The organism is Rhodococcus sp. NPDC056743 (assembly GCF_042790355.1).
In the GTDB taxonomy this organism is placed as follows: domain Bacteria; phylum Actinomycetota; class Actinomycetes; order Mycobacteriales; family Mycobacteriaceae; genus Rhodococcus_F.
In genome coordinates, this window is sequence record NZ_JBHTZI010000010.1 from 205,208 (window position 1) to 225,802 (window position 20,595).

General features: G+C 62.0%; 18 protein-coding genes and 1 pseudogene. 10 read left to right on the forward strand and 9 right to left on the reverse strand.

All coding sequences use genetic code 11. The features are described from left to right. Positions 1 to 34: 34 nt before the first annotated feature. Entirely contained in the window at positions 35 to 1,087 is a 1,053-nt protein-coding gene (locus tag ACFRFQ_RS23545; protein WP_378662969.1) for a DUF6542 domain-containing protein, read from the reverse strand. Between the two features lie 94 nt (positions 1,088 to 1,181). Between ACFRFQ_RS23545 and ACFRFQ_RS23550 the strand changes: the two genes are divergently transcribed. Next, on the forward strand, positions 1,182 to 2,357 hold the full coding sequence (locus tag ACFRFQ_RS23550) for an exonuclease SbcCD subunit D (protein WP_378662972.1): 1,176 nt from the start codon (positions 1,182 to 1,184) through the stop codon (positions 2,355 to 2,357). Next, positions 2,354 to 5,332 (forward strand): AAA family ATPase, encoded by a 2,979-nt coding sequence (locus tag ACFRFQ_RS23555; protein ID WP_378662975.1) that lies wholly within the window; start codon positions 2,354 to 2,356, stop codon positions 5,330 to 5,332. The genes ACFRFQ_RS23550 and ACFRFQ_RS23555 overlap by 4 nt, the downstream gene beginning before the upstream one ends. Here the strand turns inward: ACFRFQ_RS23555 and ACFRFQ_RS23560 are convergent, their stop codons facing one another. Beyond that, entirely contained in the window at positions 5,333 to 6,451 is a 1,119-nt protein-coding gene (locus ACFRFQ_RS23560) for an AI-2E family transporter (RefSeq protein WP_378663339.1), read from the reverse strand. It abuts the gene before it with no gap. Between the two features lie 233 nt (positions 6,452 to 6,684). On the opposite strand from ACFRFQ_RS23560, the gene ACFRFQ_RS23565 reads away from it, so the two are divergent. Next, the gene (locus tag ACFRFQ_RS23565) at positions 6,685 to 7,089 is read left to right on the forward strand and encodes a hypothetical protein (protein WP_378662977.1); all 405 of its coding nucleotides are present in this window, start codon (positions 6,685 to 6,687) and stop codon (positions 7,087 to 7,089) included. Positions 7,090 to 7,096: 7 nt separating this feature from the next. Here ACFRFQ_RS23565 and ACFRFQ_RS23570 read toward each other — a convergent pair whose 3' ends face one another. The 3 genes from ACFRFQ_RS23570 to ACFRFQ_RS23580 all read right to left on the reverse strand — a co-directional run bounded on the left by ACFRFQ_RS23570 (position 7,097) and on the right by ACFRFQ_RS23580 (position 11,256). Beyond that, positions 7,097 to 7,291 carry a YbdD/YjiX family protein gene (locus tag ACFRFQ_RS23570; RefSeq protein ID WP_378662979.1) on the reverse strand — a complete coding sequence of 65 codons (195 nt, stop codon included), beginning with the start codon at positions 7,289 to 7,291 and terminating at the stop codon, positions 7,097 to 7,099. A 2-nt stretch (positions 7,292 to 7,293) separates the two neighbouring features. Further along, entirely contained in the window at positions 7,294 to 9,576 is a 2,283-nt protein-coding gene (locus ACFRFQ_RS23575; RefSeq protein WP_378662982.1) for a carbon starvation CstA family protein, read from the reverse strand. A gap of 102 nt (positions 9,577 to 9,678) precedes the next feature. Then, positions 9,679 to 11,256: an FMN-binding glutamate synthase family protein gene (locus tag ACFRFQ_RS23580; RefSeq protein WP_378663341.1), complete on the reverse strand. Its 1,578-nt coding sequence runs from the start codon at positions 11,254 to 11,256 to the stop codon at positions 9,679 to 9,681. A gap of 91 nt (positions 11,257 to 11,347) precedes the next feature. Between ACFRFQ_RS23580 and ACFRFQ_RS23585 the strand changes: the two genes are divergently transcribed. Then, complete coding sequence (locus ACFRFQ_RS23585; protein ID WP_378662984.1) at positions 11,348 to 11,791, forward strand: CD225/dispanin family protein; 444 nt, start codon at positions 11,348 to 11,350, stop codon at positions 11,789 to 11,791. Positions 11,792 to 11,861: 70 nt separating this feature from the next. Further along, entirely contained in the window at positions 11,862 to 12,941 is a 1,080-nt protein-coding gene (ychF, locus tag ACFRFQ_RS23590) for a redox-regulated ATPase YchF (RefSeq protein ID WP_138872507.1), read from the forward strand. A gap of 585 nt (positions 12,942 to 13,526) precedes the next feature. On the opposite strand, the gene ACFRFQ_RS23595 is transcribed toward ychF, so the two are convergent. The 3 genes and pseudogenes from ACFRFQ_RS23595 to ACFRFQ_RS23605 form a co-directional block, all read right to left on the reverse strand. Then, on the reverse strand, positions 13,527 to 13,652 hold the full coding sequence (locus ACFRFQ_RS23595) for a hypothetical protein (protein ID WP_378662987.1): 126 nt from the start codon (positions 13,650 to 13,652) through the stop codon (positions 13,527 to 13,529). A 377-nt stretch (positions 13,653 to 14,029) separates the two neighbouring features. After that, positions 14,030 to 14,799: pseudogene (locus ACFRFQ_RS23600) on the reverse strand (hypothetical protein). Positions 14,800 to 14,853: 54 nt separating this feature from the next. Next, positions 14,854 to 15,831, reverse strand: a complete 978-nt coding sequence (locus ACFRFQ_RS23605) for a pseudouridine synthase (protein WP_378662990.1) — start codon at positions 15,829 to 15,831, stop codon at positions 14,854 to 14,856. Positions 15,832 to 16,334: 503 nt separating this feature from the next. On the opposite strand from ACFRFQ_RS23605, the gene ACFRFQ_RS23610 reads away from it, so the two are divergent. Then, complete coding sequence (locus tag ACFRFQ_RS23610; RefSeq protein WP_378663344.1) at positions 16,335 to 17,261, forward strand: arabinofuranosidase; 927 nt, start codon at positions 16,335 to 16,337, stop codon at positions 17,259 to 17,261. A 61-nt stretch (positions 17,262 to 17,322) separates the two neighbouring features. Here the strand turns inward: ACFRFQ_RS23610 and ACFRFQ_RS23615 are convergent, their stop codons facing one another. Continuing rightward, positions 17,323 to 18,165, reverse strand: a complete 843-nt coding sequence (locus ACFRFQ_RS23615; RefSeq protein WP_378662993.1) for a PE-PPE domain-containing protein — start codon at positions 18,163 to 18,165, stop codon at positions 17,323 to 17,325. 109 nt (positions 18,166 to 18,274) lie between these two features. On the opposite strand from ACFRFQ_RS23615, the gene ACFRFQ_RS23620 reads away from it, so the two are divergent. The 4 genes from ACFRFQ_RS23620 to ACFRFQ_RS23635 all read left to right on the forward strand — a co-directional run bounded on the left by ACFRFQ_RS23620 (position 18,275) and on the right by ACFRFQ_RS23635 (position 20,583). Beyond that, entirely contained in the window at positions 18,275 to 19,240 is a 966-nt protein-coding gene (locus ACFRFQ_RS23620) for an L-lactate dehydrogenase (RefSeq protein WP_378662996.1), read from the forward strand. Between the two features lie 40 nt (positions 19,241 to 19,280). Beyond that, positions 19,281 to 19,664 (forward strand): hypothetical protein, encoded by a 384-nt coding sequence (locus ACFRFQ_RS23625; RefSeq protein ID WP_378662999.1) that lies wholly within the window; start codon positions 19,281 to 19,283, stop codon positions 19,662 to 19,664. A gap of 20 nt (positions 19,665 to 19,684) precedes the next feature. Beyond that, positions 19,685 to 20,029 (forward strand): VOC family protein, encoded by a 345-nt coding sequence (locus tag ACFRFQ_RS23630; protein ID WP_378663002.1) that lies wholly within the window; start codon positions 19,685 to 19,687, stop codon positions 20,027 to 20,029. A gap of 77 nt (positions 20,030 to 20,106) precedes the next feature. Next, positions 20,107 to 20,583 (forward strand): SRPBCC family protein, encoded by a 477-nt coding sequence (locus ACFRFQ_RS23635; RefSeq protein ID WP_378663004.1) that lies wholly within the window; start codon positions 20,107 to 20,109, stop codon positions 20,581 to 20,583. Positions 20,584 to 20,595: the final 12 nt, after the last annotated feature.

Sequence of the window (20,595 nt, forward strand, 5' to 3'; positions counted from 1 at the left end):
GAAGGTCCGGGATTTTTTCGTTGGGGATGAAGTGTCAGTTCGGCGTTTCGTCGCGGTCGCGGTAACGCACCCGAGGAGCCGGGTAGGCCGGAAGATCGGCGCCTGCCGGACGTCGACGCGGGGGTAGCGGCACGTCGTCGGCTCCACCTGAGGCAAAGAACGGTTCCATGCGCTCCTCGGAGGGGCGTCCGGCTTCCGGGGTACGACGCTCGCCGTGGGAGGGGTACTCGCGGCGCTCGCTGTAGGACGGGGCATCGCGGCGCTCGCTGTACGACGGGGTGTCACGGCGCTCGCTGTACGACGGGGCATCGCTGCGTTCGCTCACCGGCTGGTTGCGCCGTGGCGGTTGGTAGCGATCGTGTTCGACCGGAGCGGAGCTGCGACGCGGTGGTGTGCGGTCGGGCGCGGCAGCCGGGCGGTACGACGGACGCTCGTTGTAAACGGGGCGGTCGCTGTAGGCCGGACGATCGGCGTCGCGTCGCCGGGGTTGTGGCGGAATCAGGTCAGTTGCCTCGGCGGCATCCGGTCGGCTCGGCTCGGGGCGACGGCGCCGACGTTGCGCAGAATCGGAATTTTCGCTTGCACTACGCGAGCTCTTTGCAGGCAGCGGGTCTCGCCGGGTTCGGGTGGACCGAACCGGACCGGTTGGGCGCTGCTGGAGCAGGAAGTAACGCAGGCAGCCGATGATCAGGACCACGATGCTGGTGGCCAGCATGACGGGGAAGCGGTCTACCAGTGGGTATGCGATGTTGATGGCAATGTCGCGGAGTGAGGTGCTGTTGTCCTTGCCGATCAGGGTCTGTGCCACCGGCACCGCGACCAGAAGTAGGAGCGGGGGCTGCGCCATTGCCGTGAACAGAGATTTGTTTGCGGCAGCAATCACAGCGAAGAAGCAACCGAGGAAGTAGAACGTCGAGAAGACGGACGTCAGCTCGCCGCCGCCACCGGATGCGTCGATCAGGACACCGATCGAGGTGACACCGGCAGCGAGCAGAACTACTCCCCACCAGGGCAGACCGGGGACCGTGACGACCAGAGATCGTTTGTCCAGCGGTACCCCGGAGCGAGCACGTTGGGTTGCAGACACACATTGACATTAGCCGCTTTCTCGGTGTGAGCAGTGTTTGTGCCGGTCGTGGCTCCGGGTTTATCTGTCGGTGGCGTCCTCTACCGTCACTGGAATGAAGATCTTGCACACCTCCGATTGGCACATAGGTCGCACTTTCCATGGTGTGGACTTGTTGGCGGATCAGGCGAGTGTGTTGAACTCCATCGCTGCTCTCGTCCGTGAGCACGGCGTGGACGTCGTGGTCGTTCCGGGCGATATCTACGATCGCTCCATTCCCAGTTCCGACGCGGTCACGGTGTGCAATCGAGGTTTCGAGGCTATTCGTGATGCCGGAGCGATCATCGTCGCCACGTCGGGCAATCATGATTCGGCCGTGCGCTTGGGTGCCGGTGCGTCGTTTGCCGCGGCCGGCGGACTGCACCTGATCACTCGGGTCGGTCAGGTGGATTCACCGGTTGTGGTCGACGACGAGTTCGGCCCGGTGGTGTTCTACGGAATTCCGTATCTCGAACCGGAGATTACGAGAGTCGAGTTGGACGTGCCCCGCGCGCGTAGCCATTCAGACGTTCTCGGGGCCGCTATGGCTCGGGTGCGGGCAGACCTGACGAGTCGGCAGGAGAGTGACCCGAAAACCCGGTCGGTGCTCTTGGCACATGCCTTTGTTGTCGGCGGTGAGGCGACGGGTGAGGAGCGCTCCATTTCGGTCGGCGGCGTCGAGACGGTGGCGGCCGGCGAGTTCGACGGTGTCGACTACGTTGCGTTGGGGCATCTCCATTCGCCGCAGATGTTGTCGGAACGGGTCTGGTACTCGGGTTCACCGTTGCCGTACTCGTTCGGTGAGCGCAGCCACAAGAAAGCGGCGCTGTTGGTCGAACTCGACGCCTCCGGCCTCGTCTCGACGTCGCGTCTCGACCTTCCGGTTGTTCGAGGATTGCGGCAGTTGACGGGCGCCCTCGAAGATTTGCTGAGCTCGCCGGACTACAAGGATGCCGAGGATTGTTACGTCTCGGCACTGCTCACCGATCCGGTTCGCCCGATCGATGCGATGCGAGCGTTGCACACGAGGTTCCCGTTTGCCGTCCATCTCGAATGGCAGCGGCCGGAGGGTAATTCGGAGCTCAAATACCGCGACGCTGTGAGTGGCCGAGACGACATGGAGATCGCCCGGGGGTTTGTCGCCGCAGTCCGGAGCGACCCCACCGAGGGTGAAATTTCTCTGATGGAAGCTGCACTCGGTTCCGCTGATCGCGCCGAGGAAGTCACAGCTGAACTGGGAGTCACCGCGTGAGGCTTCATACGCTCGAAGTCACGGCCTTCGGTCCGTTCGCCGACACCGTCAAGGTTGACTTCGACAGGCTGGGGGCCGACGGCCTTTTCCTGCTGCACGGCGATACCGGCGCGGGAAAGACCACTGTCCTCGACGCCGTTGCCTTTGCGTTGTACGGCAGAGTGCCGGGTGCTCGAAACGAGGGCAAGCGGTTGCTGTCCGATCACGCTCCCGTCGGTTCGGTTCCACAGGTGGCCCTTGAAGCGACCATCAGTGGTCGACGCCTCAAAGTTGTTCGGAGTCCGGAGTTTTCGCGTCCGAAGAAACGTGGATCCGGCTCGATCGTGGAGAATGCCAAGGCGACCCTGACGTGGCTCGACGGCCGCGGCGAGAACCTCTCGCGCATCCCGGACATCGGTGACGAGATCAACCGTCTGATGGGGATGAGCGCCGATCAGTTCTTCCAGGTTGTCTTGCTACCGCAGGGGGAGTTCGCCAAATTCCTGCGGGCCGAGAACGATGAACGCGGTAAGTTGCTCGAGCGACTCTTCGACACCAAGAAGTTCGTGTCGGTGGAGGCGTGGTTCGACGAGAAGAAAAAAGCAAGTTTCAGTGCTCTCGCGGACCGAGAGCAGGCTGTGCAGGTCTTGCTTGCGCGGGTCGAGACCGCGGCGGGCTTGGAAGTGGGCGCGGAAGCGCATCCGCTCGAATGGTCGCGCAAGTTGCTCGCGGAGGCGCAAGACGGCCGCGATTTGGCAAACGGCGTGCTCGAGAAGTCCAAAGCTGCGGCAGCGGAGGCGCATCGAGTTCTCGGCGTTGCCGAGCGTACTGCGGATTTGGTGCGTCGCCGCGACCGTGCGCGCGCAGAGATCATTGCGCTGGACGAGGGATCGGCAGATCTGGCTCTCATCGCGGACGAGTTGGCTACAGCCTTACGAGCGCAACCAGTTTCGGTAATTTCGCAGGATTCGGACGCGGCGCAGCGCGTACTGGCGTCGGCACTCGCGCTTGCAGAGAAGGCTGTGACGCGGTACTCGGCGCACGGTGGTCCCGACATCTTCGGCGGGGGAGTGTGGCCTCCGCGAGACGGTGAGCGCGACGCGGTCTTGGTTCAGGTCAGGGACTGGCGCGACGAGATCGTGCGACTGGATTCTGTGGCTGAGCAGGCAGGGATCGCGGAGACGGCAGAATCGGAGATCGGCACACTGTCGGCGCGGCATGCCGCGATGGCTGCCCGCACCGAGGATATCGCGCGTGAGCGTGCGCAGCTGCCGGAGCAATTGAGCTCTGCTACATCAGAACTCGCCGATGCGCAGCGCTGCGAAGCGTCGTTGTCTGGTCTTCGGAATGCTTACGCGGCAGCAGCAGACAGAGCTGCGGCAGCACACGAGATCGGACGCGTGCGTGTGAAGGCCGAGGCGATGCGTGCCACAGTGCTCGATGCGCGCGACGTCCATCAGGCGGCTCGGGGGCGTTGGCTCGATCGGGTGCACACACGCATCGAAGGGATGGCCGCCGAGCTGGCCGGTTCGCTGAAACCGGGCGACGCGTGTCAGGTGTGTGGTTCGCCGGAGCATCCCGCTCTCGCGCAGCCCGGAACCGACACCGTAACCGAGGCCGACGTCGAGAAAGCCGCCGTTCTCGAACGCGCCGCAGAAGGTGCCTTGACGGTAGTTCTCGAGCAGGAGAGCGCACTGGCGTTGGAGATCGATCGATTGATCGCTCGCGGCGGCGACGGCGATGTCGGAGAGCTCGAGGCAGCGCGCGAGCAAGCACAGTCGACTCTCGAGAGCGCGCAGTCGAAGGCCGACCAAGCAGCGAGTGTCGCTGCGCGGGTGGCGGAACTCAGTGGCCGAGACAACACACTCGAGCAGGAGTCTGCAGCGTTGGCCACGGACGCGGCCACCGTCGTCGAGCGCATCTCAGCTCTGACGCTGCGAGCACAGGAGATTCGGGTCGCGATTGTCTCTGCAGCGGGCGAGGATTCGAGCATTTCGGCTAGGCGGGCCCGGTTCGAGACCTGGGCAACCGCGGCTACGACGGCGTCGGAAGCCCGCGACGACGCGGCCCGAGCACAAACTCGAGCTGTGGAGTTGTCGGCAAAACTGCTTGATGCGGCACTCTCCGCTGGTTTCGAGTCGGCTCCGGCCGCGCTGGCAGCTGTTCGGACGGCGGCACGCATCTCAGCGATTGAGGCAGAGGTTGCTCGGGCACGTGATTGCGGAGTAGCTGCGCGTTCAGTTCTCGACGACCCCGATGTTGCTGCTACGGCCGATGTTGCGACTGTGGACGTGGAAGGGCCTGGACTCGCTGCGCGTGAATGCACTGCAGCTGTCAACGAGGCCGTTGCAGCGGCGTCGCTGGCGGAAAATCGGGTTGCGGACCTCGAGCGGCTCAACGGCCAGCTCGAGAAAGCATACGAGGCAATTGCACCGCAGCGTGCGCGTCACGACGAGTTGGCGGCGCTGGCAGACGTGATCGCGGGCAAGGGGCAGAACAGCCGGAAGATGTCATTGCGGTCGTATGTGTTGGCGTCGCGGCTCGAGGAAGTTGCACTGTCCGCGTCGGTTCGGTTGCGTCGAATGTCCGGTGGGCGATACGAATTCGTTCACAGTGACGAAGCGGGATCCCGCGGTCGCCGCGGTGGCCTCGGGCTCGACATCCGCGACGATTTCACCGGCGTCGTGCGGTCGGCAAAAACACTCTCGGGTGGTGAGTCCTTCTTGGCGTCATTGTCTTTGGCATTGGGGCTTGCCGACGTTGTTGCCGCTGAATCCGGTGGTGTCGTGCTCGACACCATGTTCATCGACGAAGGATTCGGAACGCTCGACGCCGACACTCTCGACTCGGTGATGGGTGTACTCGACGAGCTTCGCGACGGTGGACGTGTTGTCGGGATAGTCAGTCACGTCGACGAAATGCGACAGCGAATCCCGAGTCGCCTGCACGTCATTCGGGGACGTGCAGGCTCCTCGGTTGAAGTGATTGCGGGCTGATCAGGACTTCTGGTCTTCGTCCGTGTTTGCCGCGCTGTTCTCGGATGGTTCGATCACGTCGGATGCGTTGCCCTTCGGCATAGGTTCGTTGTCCGTTGCACGTTCGTCGATCTGCTCACCGATATAGCGGATGACGACGGCGGCGACAGCGGCCACGGGAACTGCGAGGAAGGCACCGATGATTCCGTAGAGAGAGCTACCCGCAGCGACGGCAAGAAGCACGATAACCGCGTGGAGTTTCATCGACTTGCTTTGCAGGACAGGCTGAAGGACGTTTCCTTCGATTTGCTGCACCAGCAGGATGATGATCAACACGATGATCGCCGTGGTCAAGCCGTTGGCCACCAACGCGACCAGCACGGCGAGGGCGCCGGCAACAAATGCGCCCACAATCGGAATGAAGCCGCCGATGAACGTCAGAATCGCTAGCACGGGTGCCAGCGGGACACCGAGGATCAACAGTCCGGCGCCGATGAACACTGCATCGATCAGACTCACCAGAGCCTGGGTGCGGATGAACCCGCCGAGGGTGTCCCACATACGTGTCAGGACTTCTTCGAGGTGGCGGCCGGCCTTTCCGCCGCCCACTGCGTGGAGCCACGGGATGAACCGCGGGCCGTCCTTGATGAAGAAGAACGACAGAACCAGAACGAGGCCGAGCGTGACCAGTAGGGAACCGGCGGTGCTCACACCACTGAAAACGCCTGAGGCGATAGCTGTTCCGCTCTCCTGGACCTTGGCGACAACTGAATGGATAGCATTGTCGATCTGATCGTCCTGGAGGTTGAGCGGCGGTCCTTGCATCCAGTCCTGAACCTGGTTGATGCCCTCGGTTGTTTTGTTCGCCAGTTCAGGAGCTTGCCCGACGACTGACGGAATGATTCCGGCAATCACGCCGGCGAGCACACCGATCGACAGCAGCAGTGTGATGCCCGCTGCCGCTGCCGGTGGCAATCCGCGTTTGACCATTTCACGGGTGGGAGGCCACATGACCGTCGCGAGGACAATCGCCAAGGCAACGGGCAGCACGATCACCCATAGCTTTTCGACGAGCCAACCGAAGATCAGTGCGCCGATCGAAATGGATGCCAGCACCAACGACCACTTTGCGAGCCACATACCGCCCTGTCCGATGATCTCGCCGCGGTCGCGTGTACGCGCGGGAGTCGGCCCAGCTACCTTGTTGTCTTGCTCGCTCACTGATCGTCCTTTCGGTCGGCGTGGGATTTCTCCCCGCCGATGTATTTGACGTGATCTCGCTCGCCTGATCGTATCGCTGTCCGAATTGCGGCAGTGCATTCGGCGCGGCGGTGAGTATCTGGTCGAGTCAGTGCACGACTAACATTTCGACTATGAGAATTGCAGCAGCAGTTGTGGCAGCAACAATCGTCGTTCTGGGTCTCACCGCGTGCAGCGAGGAACAGACGAACGATGCACAGAACAAGGTAAACAGCGCGATCACCAGTGGACAGCAGGCTTTGGAGACCGCAAAAGAGTCAGCGGGCAATGCCATCGATCAGGGGAAAACTGCTCTGTTCGTGGCGACGTTCCGCGGTGCGTACGCGCCGTTGGCGGCTGATCGTGATGACGCGGACATCGAGAAGATCCTGACGACGACGTGTGATGAAGTCGCGAAGGGGACCGATGAAGCAGCAGTGAAAGCGGAGATCATCACTCTGGCGGAGAACAACGGAACCGTTCCGACTCAGGAGCAGGCCGGCCACATTTACTCTCTGGCCAAGGCAGCCTGCCCCTGACCGTGAGTCAGCAGCAGCGGGCACCCGGATTGTTGTCCGCTGCTGCATGACGTCGACGCCAGAACTCTCGTTCGCTCAACAGCGGCGCATCGCTGTGGTTCCGCCGGGTGTGTTCGACGTACCGGGTGTAGTCCAGATCACCCATCACTGATCGGATCCACCACAGGATGCCCCGCAGTGTTGTTCTGACTTTTTCAGTCATGGTCAGTGCCCACCTGCATGTGCGGCGCCAGGTGCGCGGACCTTACCGGCCTTGATGAGCTCATCCCATTCCTTCTGAACTTCCTTCTCGGCCGGTGTCGAGATGAAACTCGCGGGACCGAAGATCTTCGACGGTTCTTCGGGCGACTCGGTGGTCGGGAGCCCGCCGGCCCTGATTGCCTTGATACACACGATGATTCCGGCAATCACCACGACGATGACAAGTGATGCGAAGATGATCGACAACGTGCCCTGAATGAACGTGTTGCGAATGACGGCATCGATTGCTTCAGGGGTCTTGGCGGAGCCGTGTGACGTCTCGCCGGCGGCTTTTGCGTCCTTGAACACGTTGTGCTGAGCCCCGTATCCGATAGCCGGATTATCGGAGAAGATCTTCTGCCACGACGCCGTCATGGTGACGATCAAGTCCCACACCAACGGAACTCCGGGGATCCAGGCCCACTTGAACAGTCCCTTTTTCATCACGATCGTCATGACCACAGTCAGCGCGATGGCTGCGAGCAGCTGATTGGCGATGCCGAACAAGGGGAAGAGCGTGTTGATGCCGCCGAGTGGATCGGTGACACCCATCAGCAGGATTGCGCCCCAGGCCGCAACAACGATCAACGAGCACAGCCACGCACCGACGCGCCACGACGGATCCTTGAACTTCTTTGCAGGACCGCCGAAGTTACCCAGCGAATCCGACAGCATGAATCGCGCAACGCGGGTGCCGGCGTCGATGGTCGTGAGGATGAAGAGTGCCTCGAACATGATCGCGAAGTGATACCAGAACGATTTCAGTGAGTCGCCGCCAAAAACGTCGCTGAGGACTTCGGACATGCCGAATGCCAGCGTCGGGGCGCCGCCCGTTCGCGAGATGATCGATTCCTCTCCGACGGCTTCAGCTGCCTGGGACAGGACTTCGGGGGAGATCGGGGCGATGCCGAGGGGCAGGTTGTTCACGTATTCCGCTGCGGTTTCCGGTGTTCCACCGGTCAGTGCGGCGGGAGCGTTGAGTGCGAAGTACAGGTGCTGATCGAGGATGCAGGCGGTGACGAGGGCCATGATGGCAACAAATGATTCGGTCAGCATGCCGCCGTAACCGATCATCCTGGTCTGGCTTTCCTTTTCGAGGAGCTTCGGTGTTGTTCCCGACGCGATCAGTGCGTGGAAGCCCGAGAGTGCGCCGCAGGCGATGGTGATGAACAGGAACGGGAACAGAGCGCCGGCAAAGGCAGGTCCTTCTCCGTTGGACGCGAACGGCGTCACGGCAGGCATGTTCAATACCGGTCGTGCAACGAGGATTCCGATGGCGAGCAAGGCAATGGTGCCGACCTTCATGAACGTCGACAGGTAGTCGCGGGGCGCGAGGAGAAGCCACACGGGCAGGACCGAGGCGGCAAATCCGTAGGCGATCATCAACCACGCGATGGTGACCTTGGACAGCGTGAACCAGTCTGTGCCCCAACCGGTGTCGGCGACCCAGCCGCCGGAGACGATGGCCAGCAGCAGCAGGACTACACCGATCAATGACACCTCGGAGACCTTGCCGGGCCGAAGGTAACGCAGGTAGACGCCCATGAACAGTGCGATGGGAATGGTCATCGCGATAGAGAAGACGCCCCAAGGACTTTCGGCGAGTGCGTTGACCACCACGAGCCCGAGAACGGCGATGAGGATGATCATGATGACAAACACGCCGATCAGCGCCGCGACGCCGCCGACGAGGCCGAGTTCTTCACGGGCCATCTGACCGAGACTGCGGCCGCGTCGTTTGGACGAGATCCACAGAACCAGGAAATCCTGTACGGCACCGGCAAAGACAACTCCGATGATGATCCACAAAGTACCTGGTAGATAACCCATTTGCGCTGCCAGGACGGGGCCGACGAGTGGGCCGGCACCCGCGATGGCGGCAAAGTGATGGCCGAAGAGAACCCGTCGATCCGTCGGCATGTAATCGGCGCCGTTTTCCATGATCTCGGCGGGAGTGGCGACGTCGTCTCGCGGCTTGACGAGTTTGCGTTCGATCAACCGCGCGTAGAACCGATAAGCGATCAGGTACGTACAGATCGCGGCCAACACGAACCAGACGGCGCTGATGTGTTCATTTCGAACTATCGCAATCATGTACCAGGCGAGGCCGCCCACCAGTCCGATGATCAGGAAGACAAAGCGAGCTGTCGGTGAGATAGGGGTGCGGTCCACCACGCCGACGGGTGGTAGGTCAGGGTCTGTTCTCAGGTACTCGACATTCGGTTCCGGCGCCGTCGTCAGGCTCATCGTCGAACTCCGTCCACTAGTACAAATGTGGCCGCCGTCACAGCGGGCCATCTGTCACTGTAGGACGAGAAGTGTGAATCCGCGCGATACGTGGCCGGTATTTCAGAATCGATGAGCGTCGGAGTCGATCCAGTCGGTGAGCCAGCTTTGTGGCGGGGAGTCGAGCAGTTCGCCGGGCATGAGCCAGTCGAACAGATCGGCATAGGTCCGAGTCGTGAGGCCGTCGATCCGACGGTTCAGCATTGCCGGTTGCAGCTGATCGAACGAATCGATACCCATTGACGCGATCATCTGTTGCGCGCTGGCGACGGTTGCCTTCTGGAATCGGTACACACGTTCGCTCTTGTCGGGGACGTCGAGGGCGCGCGTGCGGGCCGGGTCTTGAGTCGCAACGCCGACGGGGCAGCGGTTGGTGTGGCACATCTGGGCCTGAATGCAGCCCACCGCAAACATCATTGCGCGGGCGGCCATCGTGAAATCGGCTCCCTGAATGATGCGTTTGACGATGTCCGAGCCGCTGGCAACTTTGCCGGACGCTCCGACCTTCACGAGATCCCGTAATCCCGTCCCCACCAACGCGTTGTGGACCAGCATCAAACCCTCGGTCAGAGGCATGCCCATGTGATCCTCGAACTCGACCGGGCCGGCGCCGGTGCCGCCTTCGGAACCGTCGACGATGATGAAGTCCGGCGTGATGCCGCGTTCGATCATCGCCTTGCAGATGCCGAGGAACTCGCGACGCGAACCCACGCAGAGTTTCATTCCGACCGGCTTGCCGCCGGACAACGTCCGCAGCGTTTCGACGAAGTCGACCAGTTCGACAGGTGTTCCGAATGTGGTGTGAGCGGGCGGCGATATGACGGTCTGGCCGACGGGAACGCCTCGCGTGTCGGCGATTTCGGGGGTGACCTTGACCCCGGGAAGTACCCCGCCCAATCCGGGCTTGGCGCCTTGCGAGAGTTTGATCGAAATGGCTTTCACCTGGTCCAAGGCTGCGCGCTCGGCAAAGCGTTCCGGATCGAATTGCCCGTCCTCGGTTCGGCATCCGAAGTAGCCGGACGCGATTTCCCAGATCAGGTCGCCACCGTGTTTGCGGTGATACGGACTGATGGCACCTTCTCCGGTGTCGTGGGCAAAGCCGCCTTTCGCGGCGCCCGCGTTGAGTGCCTCGATTGCATTGGCGGACAACGATCCGAAGCTCATCGCCGAGACGTTCAGAAGAGCGATGTCGTACGGTTTGGTGCAATCGCGTCCGCCGAGGCGTACTCGCGGAATGGTGTCGGGGGCTGTGCGGGCCCGGATCGAATGTGTCATGAACTCGTAGCCGATCGCATTGACATCGCGCTCGGTTCCGAAAGGTTCCTCGGCCAGCGTTCCCTTTGCGCGCTCGTACACCAGATCGCGTGTCTCCCGATCGAATGGCGTTCCATCGGTGGATGATTCGACGAAGTACTGCTGAATCTCCGGTCGGATTTTCTCGAGCAGGAATCGTGCGTGGCCGATAATCGGGTAGTTACGCAGAATGCTGTGCCGCCGCTGAGTCAGATCGTACGTACCCACCGCAGCCACCGCGAGTGCGACAACCGCGATCACCCACCATCCCGGCGAGACGACGCTCGCGAGCGTCGCCGTTCCGAGTCCGACGATCCATATGGCGAGCACAATCAGCATCCGAGTCACTTCGAGAGCGTAGGCGCTCACTGCGACACCGCGACGTCCGCTTCCATTAGGTTCTGCAGTAGAGAACCGAAACCGAATCTTTGGGGGATTGATGACCGAACCGCAGGAACCGAAACCGACCTACGGCGAGACACCGAGCTACGACCAATCAGCCGCCGCCGGCCAGCAGTATCAGCAGTACCCGACCGAGCAGTACCCGACGGGCCAGCAGTACGGCGCGCCGCAGCAGTATGCAGCCCCACAGACGTACACACAGCCTCAATACGGGCCGCCGAAGTCCAATGCAGGCTGGGCCGTCGCGTCGATCATCTTCTTCTGGCCGGTCGCGTTTGCCGCGTTCAACCACCTGCACGACATCTATCCGAAGTGGGCGATGGGCGATCACCAGGGCGCTCAGTACGCGTCGGAGCGGGTGAAGAAGCTCGGGCAGATCGCGCTCTTGATCGCGGTCATCGGATGGGTTCTGCTCATCGCGTTCTACGTCATCTTCCTGGTCGCGATCGTGGCGTCCGTCGACAGCTACAACTACAACTGATCACCTGCGGCGACGTGACGGTGGGGCGAGTACCCGTCGCGTCGCCGCGAGGCCGTAGAATCCACAGACCGTGAGCCTTACCCTCGGAATCGTCGGACTGCCCAACGTCGGCAAGTCCACCCTTTTCAATGCACTGACCAACAACGACGTGTTGGCTGCGAACTACCCGTTCGCGACCATCGAACCCAACGTCGGCCTGGTCGAGCTGCCCGATCCGCGGCTGCAGAAGCTCGCCGAGATCTTCGGCTCCGAGCGCATCCTTCCCGCGACCGTGTCTTTCGTCGACATCGCCGGAATCGTGAAGGGCGCCTCCGAGGGTGCCGGCCTTGGCAACAAGTTCCTCGCCAACATTCGTGAAGCCGACGCAATCTGCCAGGTAGTGCGCGTTTTCGCTGACGACGACGTCATCCACGTCGACGGCAAGGTCGATCCGGCCTCGGACATCGAGGTCATCGAGACCGAGCTCGTGATCGCCGACATGCAGACGCTCGAGAAGGCTCTGCCGCGTCTGGACAAGGAAGCTCGCAAGAACAAGGAGCTCAAGCCGGCCCACGACGAGGCGCTCAAGGCCCAGGCTTTCCTCAATGAGGGCACGACGCTCTTCAGCGTCAAGGACAAGCTCGACTTCTCGCTGCTGCGTGAGTTGAGCCTGCTCACCACCAAGCCCTTCCTGTACGTCTTCAACGCCGACGAGTCGGTGCTCACCGACGCGGCGAAGATCGCTGAACTGCGCGCATCCGTCGCTCCGGCCGACGCCGTGTTCCTCGACGCCAAGGTGGAGCAGGAACTCCTCGAACTCGACGAGGAAGACCGCCAGGAAATGCTCGACTCGATCGGTCAGACCGAGCCCGGCCTGCACGCTCTCGCACGCACCGGTTTCCACACTCTCGGACTGCAGACCTACCTGACGGCTGGTCCGAAGGAAGCTCGCGCCTGGACCATCCACAAGGGCGATACCGCGCCCCAAGCTGCCGGCGTCATTCACACCGACTTCGAGCGCGGCTTCATCAAGGCTGAAATCGTGTCCTTCGACGATCTCGTCGAGGCGGGTTCCATGGCCGCAGCCAAGGCTGCCGGCAAGGTCCGCATGGAGGGCAAGGACTACATCATGGCCGACGGCGATGTGGTGGAGTTCCGCTTCAATGTTTAGAATCCCTGTTCAGAGGGTCTTTCCTGGCTCTCCGTCCGCGGTGGGTCCGCAACGATGGCCGACCGAGTCCTGATGCCAAGGGGGGCCGTTCTCGTCAGGGAACAGCCAGGCACGCGGTTGCTGCCAACGAACTGACGCGCATGTTCCGCCAAGATCTCGAGCAGCCTGTCGGGGGTGATGGCCTCGGTCGGATCCTCGGCGAGCATCTTGTCTCGTTTGGCGGCACGTAGAACTGAGCGAGCATTCTGGAACCGTGTCTTGATCGTGCTTGGCTGCAGGGGGATATGCCAGCGCACGACGGGCCGATCACGTCTGGGGAGCGCTGGCACACACGACGAAGCCCCCACCCTCACAGGTGGGGGCCATCCGTCGTCTATAGAACAGGGCGATGCTCGTAGGCGTTCAACCCTGCATGGACGAAACATGCGATCTCACGCTCTGGCAGATGGAGGTGGACTCAGTGGGTCCGCCCGCAGAGCGAGGATCCTGGATAGCTGAGCACCTTCGTGCACGAACACGGCCAGAACCCCAAACTATCGGGATGCGACACCGTGGGAGCCGCGCGAAAGCCGCCTCGCGCGTCGGTCAGCTAGCGGAACTCAGTGAACCGGCGACGACACTGGCGACGCCGACCATGACGAGACTTCCGAAAGCCCAGCTGGCAAATCCGGCAATGTTCTCGGCCAGCGTGAAACCGGGGGACGAACCCATAGCTAACTCCTTCAAGTGGTAGTGGATGCGCAGCGATATCGGCAGGATGCCGAAGAAATGACCGTCCCGGGCGCCTCACTCGCGCCTCGTTGAGTGGAGCGTCCGGCGCGACCCGGCCAGACGGTACTCGCAGGGCTGCTGGCAGAGGATACCAAAGACCCCGCACCGGGAGGCGGAGTCTTTGGATACGCTGTGGCACCGCTACAAGATCAACGTATCGATCTGGCCTCACCTGACGGAGCGATACTCCGCGATCACAGACGAGACTTGTATGTAGTTGACAGCTCCCAGCCCTTGGCGATGTCCGCAGGGTCCCATTCGTCACTTCCTATTCGTTCGGCGACTTTGTCTAGGTAGTTACTGGGACGTTGTCCGTTTCATGCAGAGGATTCGATCAGACCGGTCTGATACTTCGACGCTTCAGGGTGCATCTCAACCCAGCGGTACGCGGGCCGTCTGTCTTTCACCAGCTGACCTTCCTGACTGATCTGAGGAGTGATCCCCAGAGCTTCCTCTGATATGCGGATTACCTGTTCGAGGATCCGGTGGACGTCGTTCGAATCGGAGTCGGTGTACTCGCCACTTCGAATATTTGAGTTGGCGTGGTCTACCTCCATCAATCTGGTGCCCTCCAAGCTCCCGATGATTTCGGCCCTCAACATGCGCGGATGGGGTACGTTCCAGAAGTTGCGCAGTGTGGTCACGGTCAAGGCTGCCAGGCGACGAGTTTTGCGCATCTTCCTGTCCACATAGAACGCCGGCGACCCACTGTCGCCGGGATCTTCAGGTAGACGGGTCGGCCTATTCCAGCCGAGACCGCACAGCAGTTCCTCGCGGCGCGGGCGATCCTGTAGCGAGGGGCAAGGTAAGCATTCGAAACGACTTCGCCGCGAATATCGCGGTTGCTCCACCTCAGGAACTGGATCCACGGAGGTGATCCGGAGCTGACTGGTGCTTCGTGCCACTCGAAGATCAATATGTCGTCGACCTCCATCGCGGCGAGGTGTTTGGAGAGCCCGTCCCGAAAGGCCACCCAGTCATGGTCGAGTCTTGCTCCGACAGGTTCGCCGTGGCACTGACGGGGACGTCCCCGCGGGGACGCGGGGACCATGTTCGGATCGGGGGACCGGTAGTCATCCAGCGACATTCGGGCCGGAAATCAGAAGCGCGGTGCAAGAGGGTCCGTTCAGTCCGTCCAGAGCTAGGAGTCGGACGCGGGCATCTCGCTGAGCGTCCGACGTGTGACAAACCGCCGCGGTCTTCCCGACAGCGGATCGGTGAATTCGAGTTCCCTCGCGAGCAATTGGAGTGGTAGGGAATGATCGTCCGGCGCGTCGGGCAATAGGTCGGGGTATCGCCGGTCGCCCAGGATTCCGGCGCCGAGAGCCGCCAAATGTACCCGCAACTGGTGCAACCGACCGGAGTGCGGACGCAGAACCGTGTGCAGCACAGCACGTCCGGAGGCGCTCACGCCCGTCCCTCGCGCCTCGATCATGGTCTCGGAGTTAGGTTCACGGCTGTCGTCGACGAGGACCCGCAACTCGCCGCGCCGAGCTTCGATGTGGTTGCGGTAGACGAGGGGACCGTCGGATTCGGCGAGCCTCGGGGCATCCTGGCCCCACCGGGACGGTCGCGCCGACACCGCCTCATAGACCTTCGTGACCTGCCGCTTCTCGAACAATGACTGGTACGCACCGCGCGTCGCGGGGCGGGCCGAGAACATCACCACGCCCGCGGTGCCCCGGTCGAGTCGATGGATCGGCGTCAGATCTGGGTTGTCGAGGCGGACCCGCAGTCGGACGAGAGCCGACTCACGCAGGTAGCGCCCGCTAGGGGTGGTCGGAAGAAAATGTGGTTTGTCGATCACGACGAGGTCGTCGTCGACGTGCAGGATCTCCTCGTGGAACGGCACCGGGTCCTCCGCCGGCAACTCACGGTAGTACCAGACAAACTGGTGCGCGCTGAACTCTGTGCTCCGGCAGATCGGGTGGCCGTCGATACCCACGAACTCGCCGTCGTCGAACCGTCGATACAGGTTTTCGGCGTCCAGATGGTCGAACTTCGCCACGACGTACTCGGCGATCGTCGCCCACGGCCCGGACAGCGGGATGCGTAGACGCGTCGGGCCAACTCCGTTCTTGACGGGCAGCGGCGGGGGCATTGACACGCAGGCAATCATCCCATCGACTGCTGGTCAGCGATGATTCGGTGTGGCGCCGCCGGGGACGTCCCCGCGGGGACGCGGGGATCCGTCTCGGAGCGGTGGTCGCCGCAACCTACAAACCGTCGAGTTCACTGACACCTACGCGCAACGACCCGAGGCCCGCAGCCTGGCCAGCTGTTCAACCAACCTGAGGCGATGTTCGCGAAACCGCCGGGCAGCATCACCGTTGCCCATGAGCTCCGCGTCAGCCAGTAGGTATTCACAGTTGTCCAGCTGATCCGTCAAGGTCATCACCGGAAATCACCTCTCATTGCCCGAATAAGTACCTGTCAAGGATGCGGGCGGGGGAGCCTGGAGACATCCGCTGAACTACCTATGCAGGTACCTATCCGGCGCGACCACACCGCCGTCTGTAACGATCCAGCTACACCTGCGGTCAATGTTGCGCATGGGGCGCTTGCGTCGTAGATACTTCACCGGTGAATCCGACAAAACGGACCGTCCTTTCCGCCATTTCGATGGTGACGCTCGTTATCGCAGGATTGCTGGTCGCGGCCCCGGCCAGCGGCGCTGAACCGTCGGCCTGGCGGTACACGATGGTGGCGTTCAGCAACGCCAGCGACCGCGACATGGATGTATTCGAGTCCGCGGACGGCACTGGATTCCAACTCGTCAAACCGTCGGCGTATCGGCCCCCGTCCGGGCTGGTGCGTGATCCGAGCATCTTCCGGAATACCGACGGAATGTATTACCTCACCTACACAACGGGCGGAACGAGTATCGGCTTCGCACGCAGTACCGACCGCATCACCTGGACACCTCTGGCGAACTATTCACTCCCGTTCTGCTGTGCCTTCATGCCAGGCACCGGGGACGGCACGGGTTCAGCGAGCCCGCCGGGCTTCTCGGGGTCGGCCGGCTTCAGCGACGGCCCGTCGTTGTCACCGTTCGTCACCAAAGCCTGGGCACCCGAGTGGTTCGTCGACGGCGACCGCGTCAACGTCATCGTGTCGATGTCGACCGGTGGAGGATTTGTGCCGTATCTGATGACGGCGCTGGAACCGTCGCTGCGGTTGTGGAGCCTGCCAGTTCCGCTCGCCGGGATCGGTGCGGACCACATCGACACCACCGTGGTCAAGGTGGGATCGACCTATCATGCGTTCACCAAGAACGAGACGACGAAGGTTGTCGAGCATGCGGTCGCGCCGTCGGCAACGGGCCCCTATTCCTTTGTCCCGCCCGGAAATTGGGGAACGTTCGTGGAAGGTCCTGCGCTGGCTCAGTTGCCGAACGGCGACTGGCGAATCTATCTCGACGCCTATGTCGAAGGAAAGTACCTGTATTCCGACAGCGCCGATGGCCTGAACACCTGGTCGCCCGTGCAAGAGCTTCCCGGCCTTTCCGGGACGGCCCGCCACGTCGGCGTGATGAGGGAACCGGCATAACCACGACTACTCGCAGGGCAATTCTGCAGACGCAGGGGTAACTGGCCCTGCGTCTGCAGATTCAGGCTGCGGCGGGGAGCAGCTTGACGTCCTGAGCCTGTGCCGTCATCCAATCGGCCAGCACTTGGCAGCCCGTGCGCCCGCTGGCGTCGAGGGGTTCGCTCGCGTAGCTGACATGCCGCCCGCCGCGGGGGTTCCGGATCTGGAAGCGCCGCCAGCTCACTCGGCTGGGTAGGTATCCCAGGACTTCGAGGAATGCCGTGTGGAGGCGTCGTAGATCCTTGCGCCACTGCTGCGGGCTGAAATGAGTTTTCTGCGCGTTCTGAAAAGTGTTGCTTCGGAGCAGTTCCCACACCTTGTTTGCCCACACTCGCGCCTGGGTGAAGGACATCCAGCTGGTGAGGTCGGCGATGTCACGAATGTAGCTGTCGTCGCTGGCGTTACAAATCAAGTCCTGCGGATGTCCGATCCACTTCACCGGGATCCACGACGGAATTTCGGGTCCGTCGCCGGCGACGCCATACCCCTCGCAACCTGTGAGAACCCCGACTGGTTGTTGCGGATCGGAGATCAACCCGATCCCGATGATGTTGCTGCCGTTCGCTTTCGGCAGGGCCGCGCGAATGACCGAGCATCCTTGTGAGTATCCGATGAGCATGACGGGTCCGCGGACCTCGGCGAGAGCCGCCACCAGCGCCTGGGCGCCCATTTCGGTGCTGTGACGGAAACTCGAGCCGCCGTCGGCAACAGGTCCGTACGACGCGGGGTAGCTCACCCACGTGGCGTCGAAGCGATCGTCGAGTTCACGCGTCACCGCGCTCAGTAGTCCGACTACGTGGGTGCGGGTGTCACCGTCGTACGACTCGCCGGTGCCGCCGACTGCAAAAACCGTTACCTCTGCCATGTCCACCATGGTCTACGGCAATTCTGAGAGGTCTGCGATCAAAGCCTGAGAGAACGCTGGCAATCCCGATACCCTGCGAAATCGTTATAAAAGGCGCACCATCAAAGCTATGACGACGGCATATCGCTCTCGGAAGAAGAAGGTTTCCATCGTCGGCGCCGGCAGTGTCGGCACGGCCATCGCCTATGCGTGCCTCATCCGTGGATCAGCGGACGTACTGGCCCTCTACGACACGAACGCAGCGAAGGTGCGTGCGGAGGTGCTCGATCTCAACCACGGCACTCAATTCACCCCACCGTGCTCGGTCGATGGTGGTGACGACATCGCTGTGACGGCAGGGTCCGATCTGGTGGTGGTGACAGCCGGGGCCAAGCAGAAACCCGGGCAGTCCCGTCTCGAGTTGGCGGCGGTCAACGTGAAGATCGCGCAGACTTTGACGGAGCAGCTTCTCTCGCAGTCGCCCGAAGCGATCATTCTTTTTGTCAGCAATCCCGTCGACATCGCGACGTACGCAGCGGTTCAGGCCGCGGGCCCGCCGTACCGTCATCGGATCTTCGGATCGGGGACGGTGCTGGACACGGCACGTCTGCGCTTTCTCATGGCGTCGAAGTTGGGTGTTGCAGTCGAGAATGTGCACGCGTTCATCGTCGGTGAGCACGGCGACTCCGAAATTCCGTTGTGGTCCAGCGCCACCATCGGCGGTGTTCCGGCAACGGCATTTGTGGGTCCCTCAGGCAACACACTCGACAGCACGATCCGCGACGAGGTCGCGACCGCGGTGGTGCAAAGCGCGTATCAGATCATCGAAGGCAAGGGCGCGACGAACCTTGCAATCGGGCTGTCGAGCGCTTTCATGGTGGAGGTGGTGCTGCGCGACGAGCAGCGGGTGCTGCCGATTTCGACTTTGCAGAACGGAGTACACGATCTGGACGGGGTATGCCTGTCGTTACCGACATTGGTCGGCGGGGCGGGCGCCGGCCGCGTACTGGAAGTGCCGTTGGCGGAGGGCGAACGCGCGGGTCTGCAGGCGTCGGCGCGAACACTGCGTGATGTTCAGCATTCTCTCGGATTGTGAAGTGCTGCCATGTCGTATATCGGGCATATAGGATCAGCTAATGATTAGCTTTTTGATTCGCGCCGCGATTTTCCTGGGGTCTGCGGCCGTCGGACTTCTTGTTGCGTCGTTGATTCTTTCAGGCTTCTCGGCGCCCACATCAGGATTCGTCGTGGCGGTCGTGATCTTTGCGATTGCGCAGTCGGTTCTGTCGCCGTTCATTGCCAAGGTGGCAAAGCGCCATGCCCCGGCATTTCTCGGCGGAATCGGATTGGTGTCGACATTTGTTGCTCTTCTGCTGGCGTCGATTTTCTCCAACCTGTCGATCACCGGCGTCTCGACGTGGATTCTGGGAACCGTCGTCGTGTGGCTGGTAACTGCAGTTGCGACGCTGGTGCTTCCGCTGTTGTTCGTGCGTAAGAAAGTGCAGGAGCGGAAGGCTTAGCCGTGCGCCCGAATATCGGAATGGATTACACAGTCCTGGACTGTCCGGATCCGGCTGCGCTGGCACGCTTCTACGAACAAGTGCTCGGGTGGAGAACCATTCGCGCCGAAGATGATTGGCACGTGATCGAAGGGGCGCCGGGCCGGCGACTGGCATTTCAGCTCGCCCCGGATTTTGTTCCGGTGGACTGGCCGAGCGTGGGTGTGGGAATCCATCTCGACCTCGTCATCGACGCTTTCGGCCCGGCCGAAGAGTGGGTACTGAGTCTCGGTGCGGAGCGCGTCGACGCAACCCCCGAGCATCCGACCTTCCGCGTCTACCGCGACCCGGTCGGCCATCACTTCTGTCTATGCCTGCGGGATTGAGTTCTGTCTCGACGGCGGCAGCGTCAGCGTGGATAATTCCGGAGACTGATCGCCCCTAGAGCTCTGGAGAGAAGACTATGGCTTCACAGAATTCCGACGAGTTTCTGGTCGAACGCTCCGCCGTCATCAATGCGGAGGCCGCCACTGTCTTCGATCTGATCAACGACTTCCACCACTGGACCACCTGGTCTCCGTGGGAGGGCCTGGACCTGGCGATGCAGCGGACGTACTCGGGACCCGATTCCGGCGTTGGTGCGTCGTACGCCTGGTCTGGCAACAAGAAGGCCGGTTCAGGTTCGATGACGATTACGGAATCAGTTCCGAGTAGCCGTGTCGTGTTGGATCTTTCGTTTCTCAAACCGTTCAAAGCCCAGAACGTCACGACCTTTCTTCTCGAGCCGCAGAACAGTGGTGTTCGCGTGACGTGGCAAATGACAGGGAAGAAGAACTTCTTCTTCAAAATTTTCGGATTCATCTTCAGCATGGACAAAATGGTGGGCAAGGACTTCGAGAAGGGCCTCGCGCAGTTGAAAGCCGAAGCCGAAAAGGGCTGATGCCGCGGTGGT